This window comes from Nocardia harenae NBRC 108248 (assembly GCF_001612885.1).
GTDB classification, from domain to species: domain Bacteria; phylum Actinomycetota; class Actinomycetes; order Mycobacteriales; family Mycobacteriaceae; genus Nocardia; species Nocardia harenae.
Window position 1 is genome coordinate 142750 of sequence record NZ_BDBH01000001.1, and the last position, 20513, is coordinate 163262.

The following is a 20513-nucleotide window of genomic DNA, read 5'->3' on the forward strand; positions in this document are numbered from 1 at the left end:
TCCCGATCCAGGGGTGAGGTCGGCCACGCCATCGGCGCGGCGGCGCGCCACGAACCTCGGCCCGCGCTGCGTCCCGCCGCCGTGCACTGACCCGCGACCGCCCCCGCACCGGCGCGGGGTTCCCGATCCAGGGGTGAGGTCGGCCACGCCATCGGCGCGGCGGCGCGCCACGAACCTCGGCCCGCGCTGCGTCCCGCCGCCGTGCACTGACCCGCGACCGCCCCCGCTCCGGCGCGAAGGACCCGATCGCCGTGCGGCAGTGCGACTTCGAGACGAAGAGCACACCCGGAATCCGGTGCGCGTGCCGTCCGGCGGAGCGCGCGCCGAGTCACCCTGCGGTACCGTTCGACAGGAGCATGCGCACCGGCCGGGCCCGGATCAGGGAGCGGTGCGGGCTGACGGAACGTCCTGGGGCGGGTGGGCTTTGAGCATCGAAATCCCACCCGAGCTGCAATGGTTGTCGTACCTGGCCGGGGCGTCGTGGCCGCAGGGCGACGAGGACGCGCTCTTCGCGCTGAGCCGGGACTGGACCGATGCGGCGGCGACGCTGCAGGAGATCATCCCCGCGGTCCGGGCCGCGGGCGACACCGCCATGCGGCACTACGCGGGCGACGGCGCGGACGAGATGGCCGCCCAATTGCAGCAGTTCTTCTCCGGCGAGACCTCACTCGACAAGATCGTCGAGGGGCTGGAGCAGATGGCCGCCTCGGTATTCGACTGCGGCACCCAGGTCGAGTACGCGAAGTTGCAGATCGTGATCACCCTGGCGGTGATGGCGATCGAGATCGCGCACGCGCTCGCGTCGGCCTTCGGGGCGTGGGCGGTGCCGGTCATCCAGGCCGCGGGCGCCGGGATCATGTCCCAGATCGCCGCACGGCTCGCGTCGCACCTGGCGGCGCGCGCCGCGCGGCTGGCGAAGCAGCCGCTGTGGCGGCTGACCGCGATCCAGGCGGCGCAGGAGACCGCGATCGGGCTCGGGATCGAGGGGTTGGCGCAGGGGATCCAGCTGGCGAAGGGCACCAGGCACGAGTTCGACACCTCGCAGTTCCTGATCAGCGGTGCGGTGAGCGGCTTCGCCGGCGGCGTGGCCGCGCCGATCGGCCACTACGGGGCGAGATATCTGGGCGGTATCGCCGCCGGGCACGCCCCGATGACCTGGTGGAAAGGCGGGCTGATCGCGGTCGGGGCAGGCATTCCGGCAGGTCTGGCCGGTGCGACGGCGAGCATGGTCGGGTATGGGGTGCTGACCGGCACCTGGGAGTTCGACCCGGCCGCGCTGGCCGGTGGTGTCGGCGGCGGGCTCGCGGGCGGCATGCACGGGGTCGCGGGGTACTTCCAGGGGCAGGCCATCGCCTCGAGCACGCGGTTCGAGCCAGGCGCGGGTGCGGCCACGCATACCGGCAGCGGCGATCCGCCGCCCCATCGCGACGGGACTTCCCCGCTGCCGCGACCGGAGACGAAGCAGGCGATCCCGCTGTTCCCGTCCGCCGCGCGCGGGGACGGCTTCCCGGACGAGGGGGGCAACCCGGCGAACGGGCAGCGGAGCGGCGGCCCGGTGCCGTCCCCGGCAGGCCTCCTGGCCGACCGTCGGGGCGGTGTGCCCGCGCACCCCGCCGGGAACGGCCTTTCGCGGAGCGGGCCGGCCGCGCTCCCGCCGAGTGAGCCGGTGGCGCCGCGGCGATCCGGCGCGGCGTCGGGGGTGGAGGCTCCGGCGGCGCGGAGCTACTCCCCGGCGGCGAGTATCGCGGACGGTTCGAGCGCGGGCTCGTTCCGCTCGGAGAGCCGGGCGAGCACGGCGGCGCTCGCCACCCCGTTCATCGCCAATGGCACCGATCGGTTCCGCGCCGGGGCCGAGTTCACGAATCGTGCGGCGCCGCACGATTCGTCCGGGGAGCCGCTCGGCACCCCGTCGAGCGCAGGCGGCGGCGCCCGGAACGCCGATCCAGAGCAGCGCGCGCCACTCGCCCCGGTCCGCGATACCGGCGCCGATCTGCCGCAGCAGGTCAGCGCGGCGGCGCGCGAGACCGAGCGGTTCCATGGCGAGCAGTTCCACACCGAGCAACGCGGCGAGCCGACGGGGGACCCGATCGAATCCCGCGTCGAGCGCGCGGTCACACCGCTCGTATCCCACGTCGGGCAGGAAGGTACGTCGCTCGTATCCCACGTCGGGCGGGAAGGTACGTCGCTCGTATCCCACGTCGCGCAGGAAGGGATGTCGCTCGAATCCCACGACGCGCGCGAAGCCACACCGCTCGAGAGTGAACAGCACGCGCCGGGCGCCGCCGCGCGCGTGGATCACGACAGCGGCAGGCAGGTGTTGCAGCACCTGGCTTCCGGGGTCCCCGAGCAGCAACGCATCCGCCCGCCCGATGTGTCCACCGCCCCGCACGGCATGACGGCCCGCGAGTTCGAGACGCGCTCCGCCGGAACATTCCGGGCCTTCCCGGGCCACGAAACGGTGAGCGAGGCGCCGCGCGGGGGAACGCCGGTCACCCCGAACCCGGACGCCACTCGCACCGGTCTCGCCGCCACGCCGACCGCGCGCACCTCCCCGATCCCCGCAGCGCCCGGCCCGCCGGCTCCCGGCCCACAGGTGCCTGGTTCACCGGTGCCCGGCCCGCCGTTGCCCGGTCCGGCGGTGCCCGGCCCACAGGTGCCTGGTCCACCGACTCCCGGCCCGCCGGTGCCCGGCCCGCCGGTGCCCGGCCCGCCGGTGCCCGGTCCGCCGGTGCCCGAACGCTCGACCCAGCAACCGTCCGGTGCCCCCGATACCCGCCCCGGCGCCGCGCCGCCGAACCGGGAGCCCGGCGGCTACGACCGCCACCTGGCCGCGCAGGAGCGAACCGAACAGCACCAGCGCGAGGTCGCGCGGGCCATCGAGCGTTCCGCCGCCGGTGTCGACCGTGCCGGAAAGGCACTCGAGTCGGCAACGGCGAGCCGGGACCCGGCGCGCGTCGCCGAGGCGCGGGCCGGCTACGACCAGGCGCGCGACGATCACCACCGGTCAATCGCGACCGCCGTCGACGAACTCCTGCCGGCGGCGCGGGCCGCGGGCACCGACACCTGGCAGGCGTTCCAGGACGGCCACCTCGGCCGCGACGACGCCTTCGACCTGGTCCGCAGGCAGCGGGTCGCGGCCGCGCGGGCCGCCGCCGGGGCGCTGCTCGCCCACTACGAGAGCCAGGCCGGGAAGGACCGCACCGGCCCGCTCGCGACCCTGAGCCGGGCGGAGCTGGAGCAGCGCATCCGCACCGCCCCGGAGCCGGACTCCCGGGTGGCCCAGATCGAGCTGATCCGCCGGGGCACCGGCGGTGCGCTCGGCGCGCCGGGCGGCAAGGTCATGCGCTGGACCCAGGTCACCGCCGAACTGCTCCTGCACCACGGCCCGGTCGAGATGGACACCGGCGAGGGCAAGGAACTCACCGCGATCTCGCGGGCCACCCGCACCGCGCTCGACACCGGCATCGCACACGTGATGACCAGCAGCGACCCGCTCGTGGTGCACATGCAGCGCGAGTTCGAGCGGCTGGTCGCGGGCGATCACGACCTGGGGATCGACGTGTACCGCCTCGACTCGGACCTGCCGTTCCCGGAACGGACGCCAGGCCGCAAGCTGATCGTGCTCGGCACCGCGACGGACTACGGGTTCCGCGCGGTGAAGGAGGCACAGGCGGTGGTCGACCGGCTGCGGGGCGGCGGCATGCCGCCCGCGGAACTCGCGCGGCTGCGCGCGGAGCTGGCCGCCGCGCCCTCGTTGCGGGAGTACAAGGCCCTGCTCGACGCCGCGGCCGAGCGGCACGGGCTGCCGGGCCGCTTCGAGCCGTTCCCGGGCGGAAAGCTGATCATCGACGAAATCGACGCGCAGCTGATCGATGAGCAGACCCACTACGTACTCGCGCCGGGCACGGCGGGCCCCGCCGCGGAATCCTTCGCCGAACGCGTCCGCCGGGTCTGGAACGCGCTGGACGCGGCCGAGCGCGGCGGTGTGCTCGGCCCCGCGGATTTCGGCAAGGATCCCGAGCAGCGCGGCATCTTCGACTCGCGGCTCTCGGCCGTGGGCAGGGACCGGCTCGCGGCGCTGCTCGGCACCCCGGTCAGCGACGCCGATGCCGCGGAGTTCGCGCACGCCGCGCAGGCGAAGTGGGGGCCGGAGCGGGATTCGGATTACCACGTGAGCGCGGACGGGAAGATCAAGATCATCGCGTCGCAGACCAACGATCAGGTCATGGACGACCCGGAGAAGCAGAGCTCGAGCCGCTGGAACGGCTTCGCCAAGTACCTGGAGGCGCGGCACGGCCTTGTGATCACCGCGGATTCCGAGCACTCGCTGAGCATCACCGGCAGGCAGCTCTTCGGCGGCGGCCACTTCGACCACATCACCGGCATGTCGGGGACGCTGCTCACGCCGTCGCCGGGCAACCCGCGCGGGGTCGAGGACGCCATGCACGCGGAGTACGGGACCGGGCCGATCGCCAAGGTGGAGCGGTTCTTCGACTCGCAGCTGGTGACCCCGGACGCGCGGCATTTCGCAACGGAGGCGGAGAAGTTCGCCGCCATGGCCGAGGACATCATCGACACCGCGTTCGTCCGCGACCCCGATACCGGCGCCCGGGTGCAGCGGGGCTCCCCGCAGCTGGTGATCGCCATGGACAACGCCGATGTCGCCCGGCTCTCCGCCGCGCTCGACCGGGCCGCCGCCGAGCGCGATCTGACGGTCGCCGTCGACGCGCTCGATGCCGCTTGGGTGGACTCGCACGGCAGCAGGGACCGGGCCGACGACGAGCTGCAGCGGATCATCGCGGGCGCGGGCGACCTGGGCCGGATCACGCTCGGCAACAAGATGATGGGCCGCGGCGTCGACATCACGCCATCCGCGGCGGCGGTGGCGAGCGGCGGGCTGAAGGTGAAGATCAGTGGCGGCCCCGCGTACTCGGAGCGGGTGAACCACCAGGCCGAGACCCGCGCGGCGCGCAGCGGCGATCCGAACGGGGACCGGGCGACCGGCGGCACCCCGGGCGAGGCCGTGCACTACATCTCGCCGGAGGACTACCGCAGCGCCGCGCCGAACGCCCGCGTCGCCACCTACATCACCCGATACCAGGAGGCGGCGGGCGAGCACCGCGCCGCGACCGCCGCGCACCGCGAGCACAGCACCGATGCCGCCGCGGCCCGCGCGGACCGGGCCGGGGCCGCGCTGGCCGCGGCCGAGAGCGACCTGCGCGATATCGCCACCCCCTTGCAGAAGGCCGCCGTGGAGCAGCGGCTGCTGCATTCACGCGGCACCGCCCCGGGGCTCGCGCGCGCCCCACCGGCGGACAGTGCGGACGCCAGGCGTCCCGCCACCCCACCGCCCATCCCGATCCCGCACGCCGCGGGCGACGACTCCCGCCACGTACCCGACGGCCCCGAGCCGAGGCACGACCCCACGGACGCGCGGTCGTTGGGCGAAGAACCGGCGCTGCCCGCGCCGGAACACCACCGGGAAGCCCCACCCGAAGTCAACTGCGGTGTGTTCGCCCTGGAGCGGCTCGCGGCGTTCACCGGCCGCCCGAACACCCCGGTGCCCGAGCACCTCGCGGGCTTCGACGGCATCACCGCGGCGGCGCTCGCGGACGCGGCGGGCGCCCCGCTGCGTCCGTTCCGCGATCACGCCGATATCGCCGCCCAGCTCACGCCGCTCGGGCCGGGTGCGGTGGCCCTCGTGGTCGACCGGTATCGGGACTACGCCGACGCCCGCGGCATCGGCGCGCACGCCTACCTGCTGCGCGGCACCGCCGACGGCGCCATCGCGGTGCACGACCCGCAGGACCCGGCGGCGGTGTCCGGGCTCCGCGCCTTCCCGCCGGATCTCCCCCGCGAACTGGCCGGCACGCACGCCGCGCTCTACGACGCCGAGGGCAACCCCGCGTTCATCGTGCCGCCGGACGCGGCGGGGCTGCCCGCCACCACCCTGGTCGGCGCGCGCCCGCTGAGTACTCCGGTCCTGGAGTTCGGCGCCGCGCGGCGCGGCGCCGAGGACCTGATCCACGTCATGCCGATCCCGCAGCGCACGATCGAGTGGCTGCGCCGCCACGTCGTGCACGCGGTGGAGACCGGCGGCGGCAAACACGAAGCCGGGCAGTGGTTGCAGGAGATCCGCGAGTACAACCCGGACGTGACCCCGGCCGAAATCCGGGAGCGACTCGAGGTGCTCGGCGTCGACGAGGACTTCACCAAGTCCGTCGACCGGCTGCTCACCACCGGCCCGATCGCCGCCCGGCTGGACCGGCTCCGGCCCGCCCGCGCACCGGCGCGCGCGGGCGCGCCCGCCCCGGCCTTACGCGCCGCCGTCGACCGCACGCTCACCTCCCGGCTGACCACCGCCGAGCTGGACCGCCTGCTCAGCGAGTCGGGCATGCCGCTCGCGGTCGAGTACCGGGGCAAGCCGTTCCCCGTCTTCCTGCGCCTCACCTTGCGGGCGCGGGAGAATTCCCGGCCGCACCGGGGCCCGGCGGTGAGCACCCAGCGCTGGACCTACGGCGTCGCCGAGGACGGTGACACCGCGGGCAGCCGAGCGCTGCGCACCGCCGGGCAAACCTACGCCCACCTGTGGGACATGTTCAGCAAGACCTTCCTGCGCATGGGGCTGAATCCCCGGATCACCGCCACCCACAACGAACTGTCCTCCGGCACCTCGGTCTTCGCGACCATCCAGTCGATCATCAAGAAACGCAGCACCGAGGCGGCCGCGGTCCCGCACGACTACGAGATGCGGTGGGAGATCCGGCTCAACGACGACGGTGTCGCCGGCGTGCTCGCGCCGGATCTGCCGACGGCGAAAGGCTGGATGCCCATTTCGGAGCCCACCCCGGACGACCTGGTGGCCTGGTTTCCGAAATATCTGGACGAGAGCACCGCGCTGCCGGTGGTCGATCACGCCGACGACGCCACCGTGCCGCCGCCCTTCCACCGTGACCCGGCGAATCCGGAGCCGCAGCTCTCGCTGGAGCAGCTGCCCTTCTACGGCCCGCTCGACTTCCCGCACCACGACCGGCTCTTCGCCGATGTGATGGCCTCGTTCCCGGAGCAGGTCGCGCAGCTGTCGCAGATCTCGGCGACGCAGCTGCGGGAGTTCTTCGGCGGCAACTTCCGCGGCAATATCCCGATGATGCACGGCGGCGCGGTGCAATCCCCGACGCTGTACACGGCGGCGGGCAAGCCGCTCGGCTTCTTCGAGGTGCGGATAACGGGCTTCCACGGCGGGCAGACCCTGACCGGGCCGACCACGACCCCCAACGCCTCCCGGCTGGAGTACAACGTGCTGCGCGCGCTGCGCACGCTCGCCACCTCCACGGTCGCCAATGCGCTCGGCGGATCGCTGGCGCTCTCCTTCGGCCTCGGCCGGGCGAAGGCCGACGAACACACCGGCTACCCGACCATCGGCGCGAACCTCACCCCGATCAAGGTCGGGGCCGCGCAGCGGCACAACCGGTCCATCACCTTCGGCGGCCGGGCCTACACCTCGCGCGCGCTGCGCCTGGTGGCGCACCTGCTGCACACCACGCCGGACATGCAGGTCGAGGTGGCCTTCGTCCGGCCGGGCGGCCCCGCCGTGCACCCGAAGGCCGATTCCCCGCTCGCCGCCACCGCGCCGGACGGGGCGCCGGGCAAGCGCTACCCGATCGCCATGCTGGTGCCGTCCAAGGCATCGCTCGGCAGCTCCCCCACCGCCGCCCAGCGCCGCTACCTGCCCCCGGACCTGGTGCACCTCGAGCAGCTCGGGCTGCTCACCACCCCGCTGCAGGTCGATATCCCGCGGAACGTACTCGACGGTATCGAGGCGTTCGTCGCGGGCAAGGGCTTCCTCCCGCCCGCGACCGAGCAGTCGGCCGGGTTCAACCTGGACGCCACCAAGAACCAGCTGCTGGAGAACGCGCGCAAACTCTCCCGGATCGGGGCCAGGCTCAACCGGCTCGGGACCGCGGACGAGATGCTGCAGGGCGGCGCGCGCACGGTATTCGAGAAGTCCAACGGGGTGGAGACCGAGCGGATCACGGTCACCGTGAAAGCGGTGCGGGAGTACGCCACCCCGGATGGCAGGCACGACCAGGGGCGCGACCCGAACCGGGGGGTGACCCACGAGTGGATGCTGCCGCACATCCAGACGATGAACTACTCCGGCATCATCCTGACCAGCGAGGAGCGCTCCCAGCACACCCCGTTCGCCTGGGACGCGGGCGCCGAGTTCTCCTTCGTCAACCCGTTCGACGTCGACGGCAGCGAACCGCTCGCCAACATCAACGGCTCCTACGATCGGACCGGCGACAAGTCCACCAGCCTGTTCTCCGGCCACAACCACGCCGAGGAGAACTACACCTTCAGCCCCGGCCCCAAAGCCGCCCAGCCGGGGCTGCAGATCTTCCGCGTGCCGACCCGATACCACGTGGAGATCGCCTACAGCCACGGCGCCGGGCCCGCGCCGATCGAGGGCACGGGCAGCTTCCACCTGGGCGTTCCCACCTACCTGACCGGCACCGAGCCCGATGCCGGGCCGCCGCCCGCCGATCCGGTGATCCGGGGCGACGCGGACTCCGGCGACGCCGAGTTCACCGAGAAGCTGGGGCTGGCCGCGAACGCCGCGATCGAGAGGGGGGTCGGCAGGCTCCCGATGGCCGCGGTGATCGCGGCGCACCCGGTCGGCGAGGTGCTGCACGAGGCAACCCTCGGGCTCATCGCGGATATCGAGCGCGAGGAGGCCGAGCACCTGGACGACGGCGAGCGGCCGGTCGTCCCCGGTGCATTCCCGCGCGAGCCGGCGGATTCGCTGCCGATCACCGAGCCGGCGGCCGGCGCCGGCGCATCGCCACCGAGCGCCTGGACGGCGGCGGTGCGTCGCTGGTTCGGGTCGGCGGCGGCCCGGCCGGAGGACATCGAGCTGACCGGCCGCACGGCGCCACCGGTCGCCGCCCCCGCGCCGGTGCGCCCGGCCGCCGAGAATTCCGTGGCGGACCTGCCGCACCCGGACACCTTCGAACCGACGGACGATTCGGAGCACTCCGACGATCTGGCGAGCTCGATCGACCTCACCGACCTGCCACACCTGGACATCTTCGAGCTCTCCGACGACGAGAGCGAGCGGCCGTCGCCCCCCGGCGCCGAGGAGCGCGACGCCCGCCCGCCCGGCGCCTGGCCCACCGACGACGAGGCGCCGCCCCCTGCGGGCCCGAGCTGGTCGCAGGCGGGCCACTGGATCTGGGACCGGGTCGCCGGGGTCGGGGAGTGGATGTGGCGCGACGCCTTCGGCGACCCGGTGCAGAACCCGGCATCCGCGGTGCGCTCGGTGCTGCACACCGCGTTCTCCCCGCACCACATGACCTCCTTCGCGCCGCTGATCTTCCGGGATTCCTACAAGTTCGAGAGCGACATCCCGGGCGCGGTGGCAGGCACCGACTACAGCGTCGACATCCGCGGCTACTTCGACAACATCGAATCGCTCGGCGCGGTGCCGATCGACACCGAGCACTGGCTGGAGGGCACCAACTCCACCGCGCGCACCACCACCACCACGAGCGGCAACCGGGGCGGGCTCATCGTGCAGGGCGCCTACGGCGCGGAGGCCGAGCACAGCGTGCGCCCCGGCGGCGGCTGGCACGGCGACGGGTCGGCCAGCAAGCAGGTGACCGCCGCCGATGCCACCGACACCATGCGCGTGACCTCCGATTACGGCGGCAATGTGTACCGATTCGTCGCCGACGCGCACTACCTGGTCACGGTCAAGGTCGGGGTGCGCAACTACCTCAACGGGCTGGTGCACGGCAAGCCGTACGCCGGCCGCCGCCGGATCGTGGACGCCCCGCGCCGCCTGGAATTCTTCCTCACCGACAACGACCTGCACGACCACCCCGAGTACCTGGAACTGGTGCGGCGGCACGCCGAGAGCCAGGGCAGGGAATCGCCGGTGCTGCCCGAGGAGCGGGAGCAGAGGAACGGCGAGTGGACGCCGACCGAGCGCCGCCTGCTCCCGGATGCCTACGCGGGCGCGCGCACCGACGAGCCGGAGACCGCCAAGGGGCTGCTCTCCTTCGGCGCGGTCACCGAGGTGGTCTTCGACGACGGCCGCGGCGCGCTGGAGAACGCCGCCACCGCGCTGGTGGAGCGGGTCTCGCCCGGCGCGACCGTGGTCGGCTCGGGCAACTACCACCCCGGCGTGGCGTCGCTGATCAACGAGCACACCACCAGCTTCGGCGTCCGCAACCTCGCCAACGCCGGCTCCGAGGGCAGCCACACCTTCCACTTCGTCGCCCGGACCGGGCTGATGCCGCGGCTGGTCGGCGTCAGCTTCACCGCGCGGCCGCGGCGCGACGCGGAGCTGCCCGACGGCGTCACCCTGGCCACCCTGGAGGGCAAGCAGGTCCCCCGCACCGCCGCGCTGGACAATGTGCACCGGCACATCCGCCCGGACGGCAACGCCCTGCTCGAACCCGACGCGACCAGCGTCGGGACCAGCCACTCCCGGGGCAATCAGCTGAGCTTCACCCTCGGCGGCCGCAGTACCGGCACCGAGACCGAGGACCGCGGCGACCGCCCGGCGGGCACACTCGCGATCGAGCGCTCGGCCACCTACAGCGAGGTGCAGAACTCCACCCGCGACCTGAGCGCCTGGCAGCGCAGCAGCGACACCCAGTACGAGTTCAAGGTGCCGACCGAGTACAGCGTGACCGTCGACTCCAGGCCGCTCACCGAGGCGGTCTCGGCCTACCTCGCCGACATGGTGGGCGACCTGCTGGTCGTGGGCCTGCAGCGGCTCGGGGCCGCGTACGGGGCGGTACCCGCGGAGCTGCCACCGCCGCAGACCTCGGAGACCTCGTCGGTGCGCGCGGTCTCGCACGTGCGGCTGCACGTCTCGGATACCAGGCCGCTCCCGGCGGCCGGGAGCGCGCCTGCCCCGCCGGTGCCGCGCACCCGGCCCGCGATCTACGGGTTCGACCCGTCCGAACCGCGGCCCGCCTCGCACCGGGGCACCACCCCGGCGGCGGACGATCGCGGCCCGAAGGCGGGCACCAGGACCACGGACGACGTCGACCTGGAGGCTGGCACCAGGGTCGCGGACGGCGACGAGGTGCCCGCGGCGGTGCGCGCGCTGCTCGCCACGCCCCCGTGGCTTCCCGAGCTGTCCTTCGACATCCGGGAATTCGACGGCTCCCCGCAGCTCGCCGCCGCACTGCGGGCCGTCGACCCGGCGCTGCGCGGCGACGACGGCACCCGCTCGGCGGAGGCCACCTTCAACCGGCTGGTGACGCTGGTGGCCAGGGGTGACTTCACCCGGCTCGGGCCGCAGTCGAGCGCCCCGTTCCGCACGGCCGAGCCCGCGGCCGCCGTGCCTGCGCCGCAGCGCCACGCCGCCGCGGTCACCGTCGACGGCGTGCAGATCAAGGTGACCCTGCACGCGCCGCGCGCGGAGGACTCCGCGACCTCCATCGCCATCGACCGCTTCGAGTTCTCGGTGGACAGCATGGCCTCCGGCGCGGAGCACAGCACCACGATCGCCCCCACGTTCAGCTACACCGGCGCACTCACCGCGGAGCAGAACGACCGCCTCGGCATCACCACCTTCCCGATCGGCGGCCAGACCGCGGACAAGGGCGGGGGCAGCGGCGTAGGCAGCGTGCGGCGCAATCTCTGGCGCACCAACGCGCCCACCGACGGACACCGGCTGCGCGCCGTCGCGCTGGTCGAGGTGCGCGGGCCCGCCGGGACGCTCTGGGTGACCGGCGACATGGTCCTGCGCAGCATCGAGACGCCACCCGATGTCGCGAAACCCACCGTCGGGCCGGAGGTTGCGGAGACCGAGCCGACGCACCCCGATGCCGGGACGACCAAGCCGGGCGACCGCACGCAGCCATCCGGCGGCAATGAACGCGCGGGCCGGAGCAAGCCCACCGGCACCGTGCGGAGCAGGGGGAGGCGCGCGCCGATCGTGGACGGGGTGCCCGCGCCCGCGGGGTACGTGTGGGAATCCATGCCCGCCGACGGCGACTGCTTCTTCCACAGCCTCGAACGCAGCACCGAGCCGATCCCGGCCCACTCCAGGGCCGAGCTCGACCGCAGGCTCCGCCGCCTGCGCAATATGACCGCCGACGAACTCCTCGGCCGCAGACGCGACACCTACTTCACCCCGTTCCTGAACATCATGGTCCAGGCCGAGCAGGGCGGACGGACGCTCACCGCGGCCGAGCGGACCGCCCCGATCCCGCCCGCCGAGATCCGCCGCTACCGGGCGCTGTACAACCGGCAGGTCGCGATGATCCGGCAGCTGGGAATCTGGCGGGTCGGCGTCTTCGACGTGGTCCCCGCCGCGGCCGCGGCCGCGCTGGCGCGGCGCAACCGCACCATCCGGGTGTACAACAGGCAGGTCCCGCACGGCTGGACCTTCGGCGAGGACACCGGGGCGCGCCCCGACGGTTCGGTCCTCGTCGCCGCCGAGCACTACCACCTGGCCGTCCCCGCGGAGGCGGCGCCGTCGAATCGCCGCCCGACCGGCGCGCCCGGCCGCGCATCCGCTCCGGCCGACGACCTCGGACCGGCGACCGTGAGTCCGCCGTTCACCGGCGGCACACCGCGCGCCGACGGCAGCGCCCCGGCGCCGCCGTCCGCGGCGATCGATGCCGCGGCCAGGGCGCTGCACACCGCGCTGAGCGCGGATGGGCCGGTCGATGTCGCGCGGGTGCTGGCATCGCTGGCCCGCGCGGAGCTTCCGGCCGGAGCCGAGCGGCTGGCGGCCGCGTTCCGCACGGCCACCGGCCTGCCGCTGCGCGAGGTGGTCGCGGCGGCGGTGGCGGGGGGCCGGATGTCGACGGCCGCTGAACTCCGGCTGGCCCGGCTGCTCGGCTGGCAGCCGCGGCGCGGGCTGCCCGCCGGGGTGCGTCCACCCGCCGCGCAGCCCGACCCGGACCAGGCGATGGCCGCGTACGTCGACGCCATGCTCGGGATGCGCGACATCGACCACACCCTGGCCTTCGTCGAGCACCTGAACCGCGACCCGGCTGCCCTGCGCGCCCTGCGCGCCGCCTACCGGGAGCGCACCGGCGGCCGCGATCTGGCAGCCGACCTGCGCGGCCACCTGCCCGCGGACAGCGACTACCTGGACTTCGTCCTGGCCGAGGCCGCGGGGCCGCGGATGCCCTGAACCCCGAGGCGGGGCGGGTTCGCGCGCGAGGGGACCGATCCGGACCGGCCGGAACCGGCTACCGCGCGCCGGGGACCGACCGTCCGGTCAGCGCGGGACCCCGGCCGCTGCCCCGGTCTTCCGGTCGTGGAATCGCCGCTCGAAGCCCTCGGTGTAGCGCGAGGGCGCGGTGGACGAGGACGACTGCTCGATCACGCCGTCGTCCGCGATGTAGAAGATCGCCCGGCCGATCGCGATCTGCTCCGGCCGGGTCGGCGCGAAGACCATCCAGCCCACGCTCAGCCGCTCGGCGACCAGTTCGGCCACCGGGTAGCCCGCGCCGAGCCCGATGATGTGCTCGCGCACCAGCGCGATCGCGCGCTCCCTCGGCAACCGGCCGGGCTCCTCGAGCACCAGCCCGGCCAGCGACAGCTGGTACAGCGCGCCGTCGACGTCGTCGGCCGGATCGTCGAAGAGCGCCGCCACCGTGTCCGGGGAGACCACGCCGGATTCCGCGGCGGCCACCAGGTCGGCCGCGGCGGCGCGCTGCCGCGCATCGGGCTCCGCGCTCACCGCATCGGCGACGACGGCGGCCGCGGTCTGCGCCGTCCACACCCCCGGCACCGCCGCCGTGAGCCGCTCGGCGGGCGCCGACCCGCCGCGGAACCAGCTCCCGTGCTCCCACCAGTAGCAGAACGACAGCGTGCCGCGCTTCGCGCGCGGATTGAGCACCTGGTCGGCCACCCACCCGGGGGCGCCCGCGTACAGCTCGGGCATGGGCGCGCCGTCGTTGTAGGCGGCGTCCAGCTCCGGCGCGTTCCAGACGCCGCCGGAGAGCACCGCGCGGTCACCGGGGAGCACGTAGAGCGTCGCGCCGCTGCGGGAGGCGCCCTCGAAGACACCGAGCGCGGGCAGGATGCGCGGCCCCCACGCGGAGCCGACGGCGACGAAGGCCGCCGCGATCACCGCCCAGCGCGACCAGAGCACCGGCAGCGCGGGGAAGTCGCCGGTCGAGTGCACCGGGGCGACACCGGCCTCCCGGTCCGCGCGCGCCCAAGCCCCGGCCTGCCGCGCGGGCCGCCGCTGACGCTCCCCGTGACCGACGTAGGCCGCCAGCCAGACCGGCACCCGGCGGCGCGGGAAGGCCGCCAGATCGGCCAGGTACGCCTCCGGCAGCAGCAGCTGATCCTCGGGGAACGGCTCCGCGCCGTAGTCGTAGTCGACCTCGAGCGCGCCCCCGGTGTCGAACCGGAGCACCATCCGCCACCACGGGCCGTCCCCCAGCGCGGCCGCGACCTCGCGCTGCCGCCGGGCCAGCTCGACGATCTCCGCGGCCGGCTCCAGCCGGGCCACCCGGTCGTCGTCGCCGTGGTAGAGCGTGTAGGTCACGCCGCCGACCACGGTGATGGCGAAGTGCGCCTCCAGCCGCCGCCAGCCCACCGGACCCACGCGTGCGAGTTCGCGGGCGATTTCCCGCGCGAGCTCGGTGGCGCGCGGTTCAGCGGGGATGACATCCGCGGGGGGCGGCGGCGGGTGGCCGTCGAGGGTGAGCGGAATATCCGGGGGCTCGGTGGATCCGTTGTGCGGCTGATTCATTCGGCGCCTCCCTGCCCTGTGGACGCGACGGGTGTCGGCTGCACACCGGCCCGATCGAGCCTGCCCGGCGCATGTTCAGATCGCGTTAAACCGCCGTTAAAAGAGCGAATCCCTATATGAGCACGACAACTCCTCCGGCACAGTTGATTTCGGAAATACCGCGGCACGCGCGGGCCGGTCGATGTCGGATCGGCGACCGGGAGATGTCCGGCGGGACAACAGCCGCCGGGCAGCCACGCACGGAACCGGGAGGCACGGACAGTGAGCCAGTCGATCGAGATCGACCCCGGCGGAGTACGCCGGGCCGCCGGCGAATTCGACGCCGTCGCGGAGCGCACCCGGCGGCTCCTCGACACCTTGACGGGCGCCTGCGCGAGCCGGGGCGAGCCGTGGGGCGACGACAAGGCGGGCAGGCAGTTCGCCGACGGCGACAAGGGCTACCGCGCCAATCGGGACAACTACTTCGACACGCTGAGCACGCTGGTCGAGGTCTTCGGCGACAACGCGACCAACCTCGGTGACGCGGCGGACGCCTTCGAGGTCGCCGATCGCCGCGACCCGAGTCCGACCGCCCGAGTCCGCCTCGCCGGCTGACCCCGGCCGTCGCCCCTCGACTGTCCCCTGCCGTCAGCCCCGGCCGTCCCCAGGCGTCGCCCCGGCTGTCCCCGGCCATCAGCCCCCGGCCGTCCCCAGGCGTCACCCCGGCTGTCGCCAGGCGTCCCCCTGGCTGCCCCCGGAAGTCAGCTGCGGCCCTCCCGTGCACACCCTCCCGCGGAACGCGAAACGGCCCCCGCTCCGCGGAACGGGGGCCGTTGCGGGCGCGGCTCAGCGCAGCGCGCGCGCCAGGTTGGCGTCGAGCGCGCCGAGGAACTCCTCGGTGCTCAGGTACCCCTGGTCCCCGCCGACCAGCGCGGCCAGATCCTTGGTCATCTGCCCACCCTCGACCGTCTTGATGACGACGTCCTCGAGCGTCTGCGCGAAGCCGATCACCTCGGGGGTGTTGTCCAGCTTGCCGCGGTGCTCGAGCCCTCGGGTCCAGGCGAAGATCGACGCGATCGGGTTGGTCGACGTCGGCTTGCCCTGCTGGTGCTGGCGGAAGTGCCTGGTGACGGTGCCGTGCGCGGCCTCGGCCTCGCAGGTCTGGCCGTCCGGGGTGAGCAGCACCGAGGTCATCAGCCCGAGCGAGCCGAAGCCCTGCGCGACGGTGTCGGACTGCACGTCGCCGTCGTAGTTCTTGCAGGCCCAGACGTAGCCGCCCTCCCACTTCATGGAGGAGGCGACCATGTCGTCGATGAGCCGGTGCTCGTAGGTGAGCCCGGCGGCGTCGAACTGACTCTTGAACTCGGCGTCGAACACCTCCTGGAATGTGTCCTTGAACATGCCGTCGTACGCCTTGAGGATGGTGTTCTTGGTCGACATGTAGACCGGGTAGTTCTGCTGCAGGCCGTAGTTGAACGAGGCCCGCGCGAAATCCTCGATGGACTTCTTGAAGTTGTACATGCCCATGACGACGCCGCCGTCCTCCGGCATCTTCACGACCTCGTGCACGATCGGCTCGCTGCCGTCCTCCGGGGTGAAGGTGAGCGTGACCGTGCCTGCCTGGAACACCTTGAAGTCGGTGGCGCGGTACTGGTCGCCGAAGGCGTGGCGGCCGATGATGATCGGCTTGGTCCAGCCGGGGACCAGCCGCGGGACGTTGGAGATGATGATCGGCGCGCGGAAGATCGTGCCACCGAGGATGTTGCGGATGGTGCCGTTCGGCGACCGCCACATCTTCTTCAGCCCGAATTCCTCGACCCGCGCCTCGTCCGGGGTGATCGTGGCGCACTTGACACCGACACCGTGGCGCTTGATCGCCTCGGCGGCGTCAACGGTGACCTGGTCATCGGTCTTGTCGCGGTACTCGATGCCGAGGTCGTAGTACTCGAGGTTCACGTCGAGGTACGGGTGGATCAGCTTGTCCTTGATGAACTGCCAGATGATCCGCGTCATCTCGTCGCCGTCGAGCTCTACGACGGTGCCTTCAACCTTGATCTTGGACATGGATCTTCGTGTCCTCCTAGGGTGTGTGCCCTCATTGCACGGCCAGGCGAACACGCTTGTGAGCGGACCCCAGCTGTCCAACAGACAACGTCTATGTCCCGCTTGGTCGGCGAGACCCTGTGGTGCAAACAAGACAAGCGTACTGCTGCCCGACCTCGCATTGCACGGCGAGGGTCGCCCCTTCGGGGACCCCGGTTCGTTACCAGCGAGTAGGTCCGGCGTGACCGAGGACACGCCCCTTGCTCACCGTTCGAGCCTACGACGAGACCCGCGGGTGGCGCAGCACCCACCCGTCCGGACGGCAAAGAAAGCCCTGTGACCGCATTCACAGCGGTCACCTGTGGATAACTCCGCGGACGGGTTCGATCGGCAGACCTCGGTCCGGTTACCATGTCGAACAGGTCATGAGTGCCAGCGCGAAGCCCCGGCTCGCTGGCCGGCAACCCTCCAGCAGCGGCGGGGTGCTCCGGGTGATGACCCGGCTCCCGACGGCCGGGAGCAAGCGCGCTTTCCTGGAGGTAACACGTGACCGAGACGACCGACCCCGCCCAGAACTGGTCCTTCGAGACCAAGCAGATCCACGCGGGTCAGGCCCCCGACGGCAGCACCAGCGCCCGCGCGCTGCCGATCTACCAGACCACCTCCTACACCTTCCGCGACACCGCGCACGCCGCGGCGCTCTTCGGCCTCGCCGAGCCGGGCAATATCTACACCCGGATCATGAACCCCACCCAGGACGTGGTGGAGCAGCGAATCGCGGCCCTGGAGGGCGGCGTCGCGGCGCTGCTCGTCGCCTCCGGCCAGGCCGCCGAGACCTTCGCGATCCTGAACGTCGCGAACGCCGGCGACCACATCGTCTCCAGCCCGCACCTCTACGGCGGCACCTACAACCTCTTCCACTACACCCTGCCCAAGCTCGGCATCGCGGTCTCCTTCGTGGCCGACCCGGACGATCTCGAGCAGTGGCGCGCCGCCGTCCGGCCGAACACCAAGGCGTTCTACGGCGAGACCATCGCCAACCCGAGCAGCGCCATCCTCGATCTGCCCGGCATCTCCGCCGTCGCGCACGGCGCGGGCGTCCCGCTGATCGTGGACAACACGGTGGCCACCCCGTACCTGCTGCGGCCGCTGGAGCACGGCGCCGACATCGTGGTGCACTCGGCCACCAAGTACCTGGGCGGGCACGGCGCCGCCATCGCCGGGGCGATCGTGGACGGCGGCGCCTTCGACTGGACCGGCAAGACCGAGTCCGGCGAGGATCGCTTCCCCGGCTTCACCACCCCGGACCCCAGCTACCACGGCGCGATCTTCGCCGACCTGGGCGCGCCCGCCTTCGCGCTCAAGGCGCGGGTGCAGCTGCTGCGCGACCTCGGCTCCGCGGTCTCGCCGTTCAACGCCTTCCTGATCAGCCAGGGCATCGAGACGCTGAGCCTGCGCATGGAGCGGCACGTGCGGAACGCGCAGGCGGTGGCCGAGTTCCTGGCGACGCACCCGGCGGTCACCTCGGTCGCCTACGCCGGGCTGCCCGGCTCGCCCTGGTACGAGCGCGGCAAGCAGCTGACGCCGATGGGCGCGGGCGCGGTGATCGCCTTCGAGCTGAAAGGCGGCGTCGAGGCGGGGAAGAAGTTCGTGGACGCGCTGACGCTGCACAGCCACGTCGCCAATATCGGCGATGTGCGCTCGCTGGTGATCCACCCGGCCTCCACCACGCACTCCCAGCTCACCCCCGACGAGCAGGCGAGCTCCGGCGTCACGCCGGGGCTGGTCCGGCTGGCCGTCGGGATCGAGGGGCTGGAGGACATCCTGACCGACCTGCGCGCGGGCTTCGACGCGGCGTCATGACCGTGGGTACCGAATCGAGCACCGTCCGGCTCCCACCGCCGGACGGCACCTACGGCGTGCTCCCGGTGGGCGACGTCAAGCTGGAGAACGGCGCCGTCGTCCCCGACGTGCGGCTGGCCGTGCAGCGCTGGGGCGAGCTCTCCCCCGCGCTGGACAATGTGATCCTGATCGAGCACGCGCTGACCGGCGACGCGCACGTCGCGAGCGCCCCCGACAACCCGGCCCCCGGCTGGTGGGAGGGCATGGTCGGCCCCGGCGCCCCGCTGGACACCGACGAGTGGTGCGTGATCGCCACCAATGTGCTCGGCGGCTGCAAGGGCAGCACCGGCCCCGCCGCCCCCGCGCCCGACGGGAAGCCGTGGGGCAGCCGGTTCCCGGACATCTCCATCCGCGACCAGGTGACCGCCGAGGTCGCGCTGGCCGACCTGCTCGGCATCGACCGGCTGGCCGCCGCGATCGGCGGGTCGATGGGCGGCATGCGGGTGCTGGAGTGGATGGTCGGCAGGCCGGAGCGGGTGGCGGCGGCGCTGGTGCTCGCCGTCGGAGCGCGCGCCACCGCGGATCAGATCGGCACCCAGACCACGCAGATCGCCGCCATCGTCGGCGACCCGGGCTGGCAGGGCGGCGAGTACCACGGCACCGGCACCGCGCCGGTCACCGGGCTCGCCGTCGCCCGGCGCATCGCGCACCTCAGCTACCGCACCGAGGCCGAGCTGGACCACCGCTTCGAGAACCTGCCGCAGGGCGGCGAGGATCCGTGGCACGGCGGCAGGTACGCGGTGCAGAGCTATCTGGAGCACCAGGCGGAGAAGCTGGTGGCGCGGTTCGACGCCGCCACCTACGTGCTGCTCTCCGAGGCCATGAACCGCCACGATGTCGGCCGCGGTCGCGGCGGGGTCGCGGCGGCGCTCGCCTCCACCCCGGTGCCGTGCGTGGTCGCGGGGGTGGACTCGGACCGGCTGTACCCGCTGCGCACCCAGCGCGAACTCGCCGAGCTGCTGCCCGGCTGCGCGGGGCTGGACATCATCCACTCCAGGGACGGCCACGACGGCTTCCTCACCGAGGCCGAGCAGATCGCCACCCTGCTCACCCGCACCGCCGCGCTGGCGCGGGCGAACCGCTAACCGACGCCGAGCGTGTTGATGGTGGCGGCGAGGAAGACGATGGTGCTGCCGAGCAGGCTCAGCGCCGCCACGTCGAACGGCTTGCCGCGCACCGCCAACAGCCCTACCCGCACCGTGGGCAGGCAGAGCCGGAACACCGCGGCGAGCAGCGCCGCGCTGCCGAAGATGAAGGCGCCGCGGCGCCAGCGATCGGAGGCGACGAAGACGATCGCCACCAGCACGACCAGCCCGACCAGCACCATCGGCAGGTGACAGCGCAGGAACTGCGCGCCCCAGCTGCCGCCTCCGGATTCCTGCCGCGGTACGGTCGGGTCTGTCACGCCTGCGATTGTGACAGACCCGGCTGGTGCAGCCCGAATCGCACGCCCTGGTCGTCGGTGCAGAAGGCGAAGCGGCCGAAGCCCTCCGTCTCCGGGCCGGGGTCGTCGGCCGCGCCACCGAGTTCGCGGACGCGCCGCACGGCGGCCTCGATGTCGTCGACGCGGAAGAAGAGGTCGATCCGGCGGTCCTCGTCGCCGTTGTGCACGCCGCCGCGGACGCCGCCGGTCTCCAGCCAGGCCGGGCCGCCCGGTTTGGTCTCGTGGGTCTTCCAGCCGAGGAGTCGCTCGTAGAAGGCGCGGGCGCGGGTGGCGTCGGGGACGCCGATCTCGAAGAAGCTCGGTTCACCGGTCATCGTGTGGTTCCCTCCGTTTCGGTGGTTCGCCCGACCCTAGGTTCGCGGTGCTTCGTCCGTCTTGAAGGAATGTTCGCCCGTGTCGGCGGCG

8 protein-coding genes and 1 riboswitch are annotated in these 20513 nt (G+C 73.1%); of the genes, 4 read left to right on the top strand and 4 right to left on the bottom strand.

Annotation, left to right across the window (positions count from 1 at the left end; all coding sequences use genetic code 11):
- The first annotated feature begins 424 nt into the window (after positions 1-424).
- Positions 425-13165: a WXG100-like domain-containing protein gene (locus NH2_RS00710; protein ID WP_157103547.1), complete on the top strand. Its 12741-nt coding sequence runs from the start codon at positions 425-427 to the stop codon at positions 13163-13165.
- An 87-nt stretch (positions 13166-13252) separates the two neighbouring features.
- Here NH2_RS00710 and NH2_RS00715 read toward each other — a convergent pair whose 3' ends face one another.
- Positions 13253-14740, bottom strand: coding sequence for a hypothetical protein (locus NH2_RS00715; protein ID WP_245650365.1), 1488 nt, complete (start codon positions 14738-14740; stop codon positions 13253-13255).
- Positions 14741-15001: 261 nt separating this feature from the next.
- On the opposite strand from NH2_RS00715, the gene NH2_RS00720 reads away from it, so the two are divergent.
- Positions 15002-15334: a WXG100 family type VII secretion target gene (locus NH2_RS00720; protein ID WP_067646538.1), complete on the top strand. Its 333-nt coding sequence runs from the start codon at positions 15002-15004 to the stop codon at positions 15332-15334.
- A gap of 231 nt (positions 15335-15565) precedes the next feature.
- Here the strand turns inward: NH2_RS00720 and NH2_RS00725 are convergent, their stop codons facing one another.
- Positions 15566-16783 (bottom strand): NADP-dependent isocitrate dehydrogenase, encoded by a 1218-nt coding sequence (locus NH2_RS00725; protein WP_067646541.1) that lies wholly within the window; start codon positions 16781-16783, stop codon positions 15566-15568.
- A gap of 400 nt (positions 16784-17183) precedes the next feature.
- A riboswitch (SAM riboswitch) is annotated at positions 17184-17294 on the top strand.
- Positions 17295-17308: 14 nt separating this feature from the next.
- Between NH2_RS00725 and NH2_RS00730 the strand changes: the two genes are divergently transcribed.
- On the top strand, positions 17309-18625 hold the full coding sequence (locus NH2_RS00730; RefSeq protein ID WP_067646544.1) for a bifunctional o-acetylhomoserine/o-acetylserine sulfhydrylase: 1317 nt from the start codon (positions 17309-17311) through the stop codon (positions 18623-18625).
- Entirely contained in the window at positions 18622-19749 is a 1128-nt protein-coding gene (gene metX / locus NH2_RS00735) for a homoserine O-acetyltransferase MetX (RefSeq protein ID WP_067646547.1), read from the top strand. Before NH2_RS00730 ends, metX begins: the two co-directional genes overlap by 4 nt.
- On the opposite strand, the gene NH2_RS00740 is transcribed toward metX, so the two are convergent.
- Positions 19746-19991 carry a DUF3017 domain-containing protein gene (locus NH2_RS00740; RefSeq protein ID WP_084505157.1) on the bottom strand — a complete coding sequence of 82 codons (246 nt, stop codon included), beginning with the start codon at positions 19989-19991 and terminating at the stop codon, positions 19746-19748. The two genes, metX and NH2_RS00740, sit on opposite strands and share 4 nt — an antisense overlap.
- A gap of 74 nt (positions 19992-20065) precedes the next feature.
- Positions 20066-20422, bottom strand: a complete 357-nt coding sequence (locus NH2_RS00745) for a VOC family protein (RefSeq protein WP_067646553.1) — start codon at positions 20420-20422, stop codon at positions 20066-20068.
- Positions 20423-20513 lie beyond the last annotated feature (91 nt).

Coding starts and splice junctions, on each gene's coding strand:
- NH2_RS00715 (WP_245650365.1), bottom strand. CDS start 14,740: ATGAATCAGCCGCACAACGGATCCACCGAGCCCCCGGATATTCCGCTC.
- NH2_RS00725 (WP_067646541.1), bottom strand. CDS start 16,783: ATGTCCAAGATCAAGGTTGAAGGCACCGTCGTAGAGCTCGACGGCGAC.
- metX (WP_067646547.1), top strand. CDS start 18,622: ATGACCGTGGGTACCGAATCGAGCACCGTCCGGCTCCCACCGCCGGAC.
- NH2_RS00740 (WP_084505157.1), bottom strand. CDS start 19,991: ATGGTGCTGGTCGGGCTGGTCGTGCTGGTGGCGATCGTCTTCGTCGCC.
- NH2_RS00745 (WP_067646553.1), bottom strand. CDS start 20,422: ATGACCGGTGAACCGAGCTTCTTCGAGATCGGCGTCCCCGACGCCACC.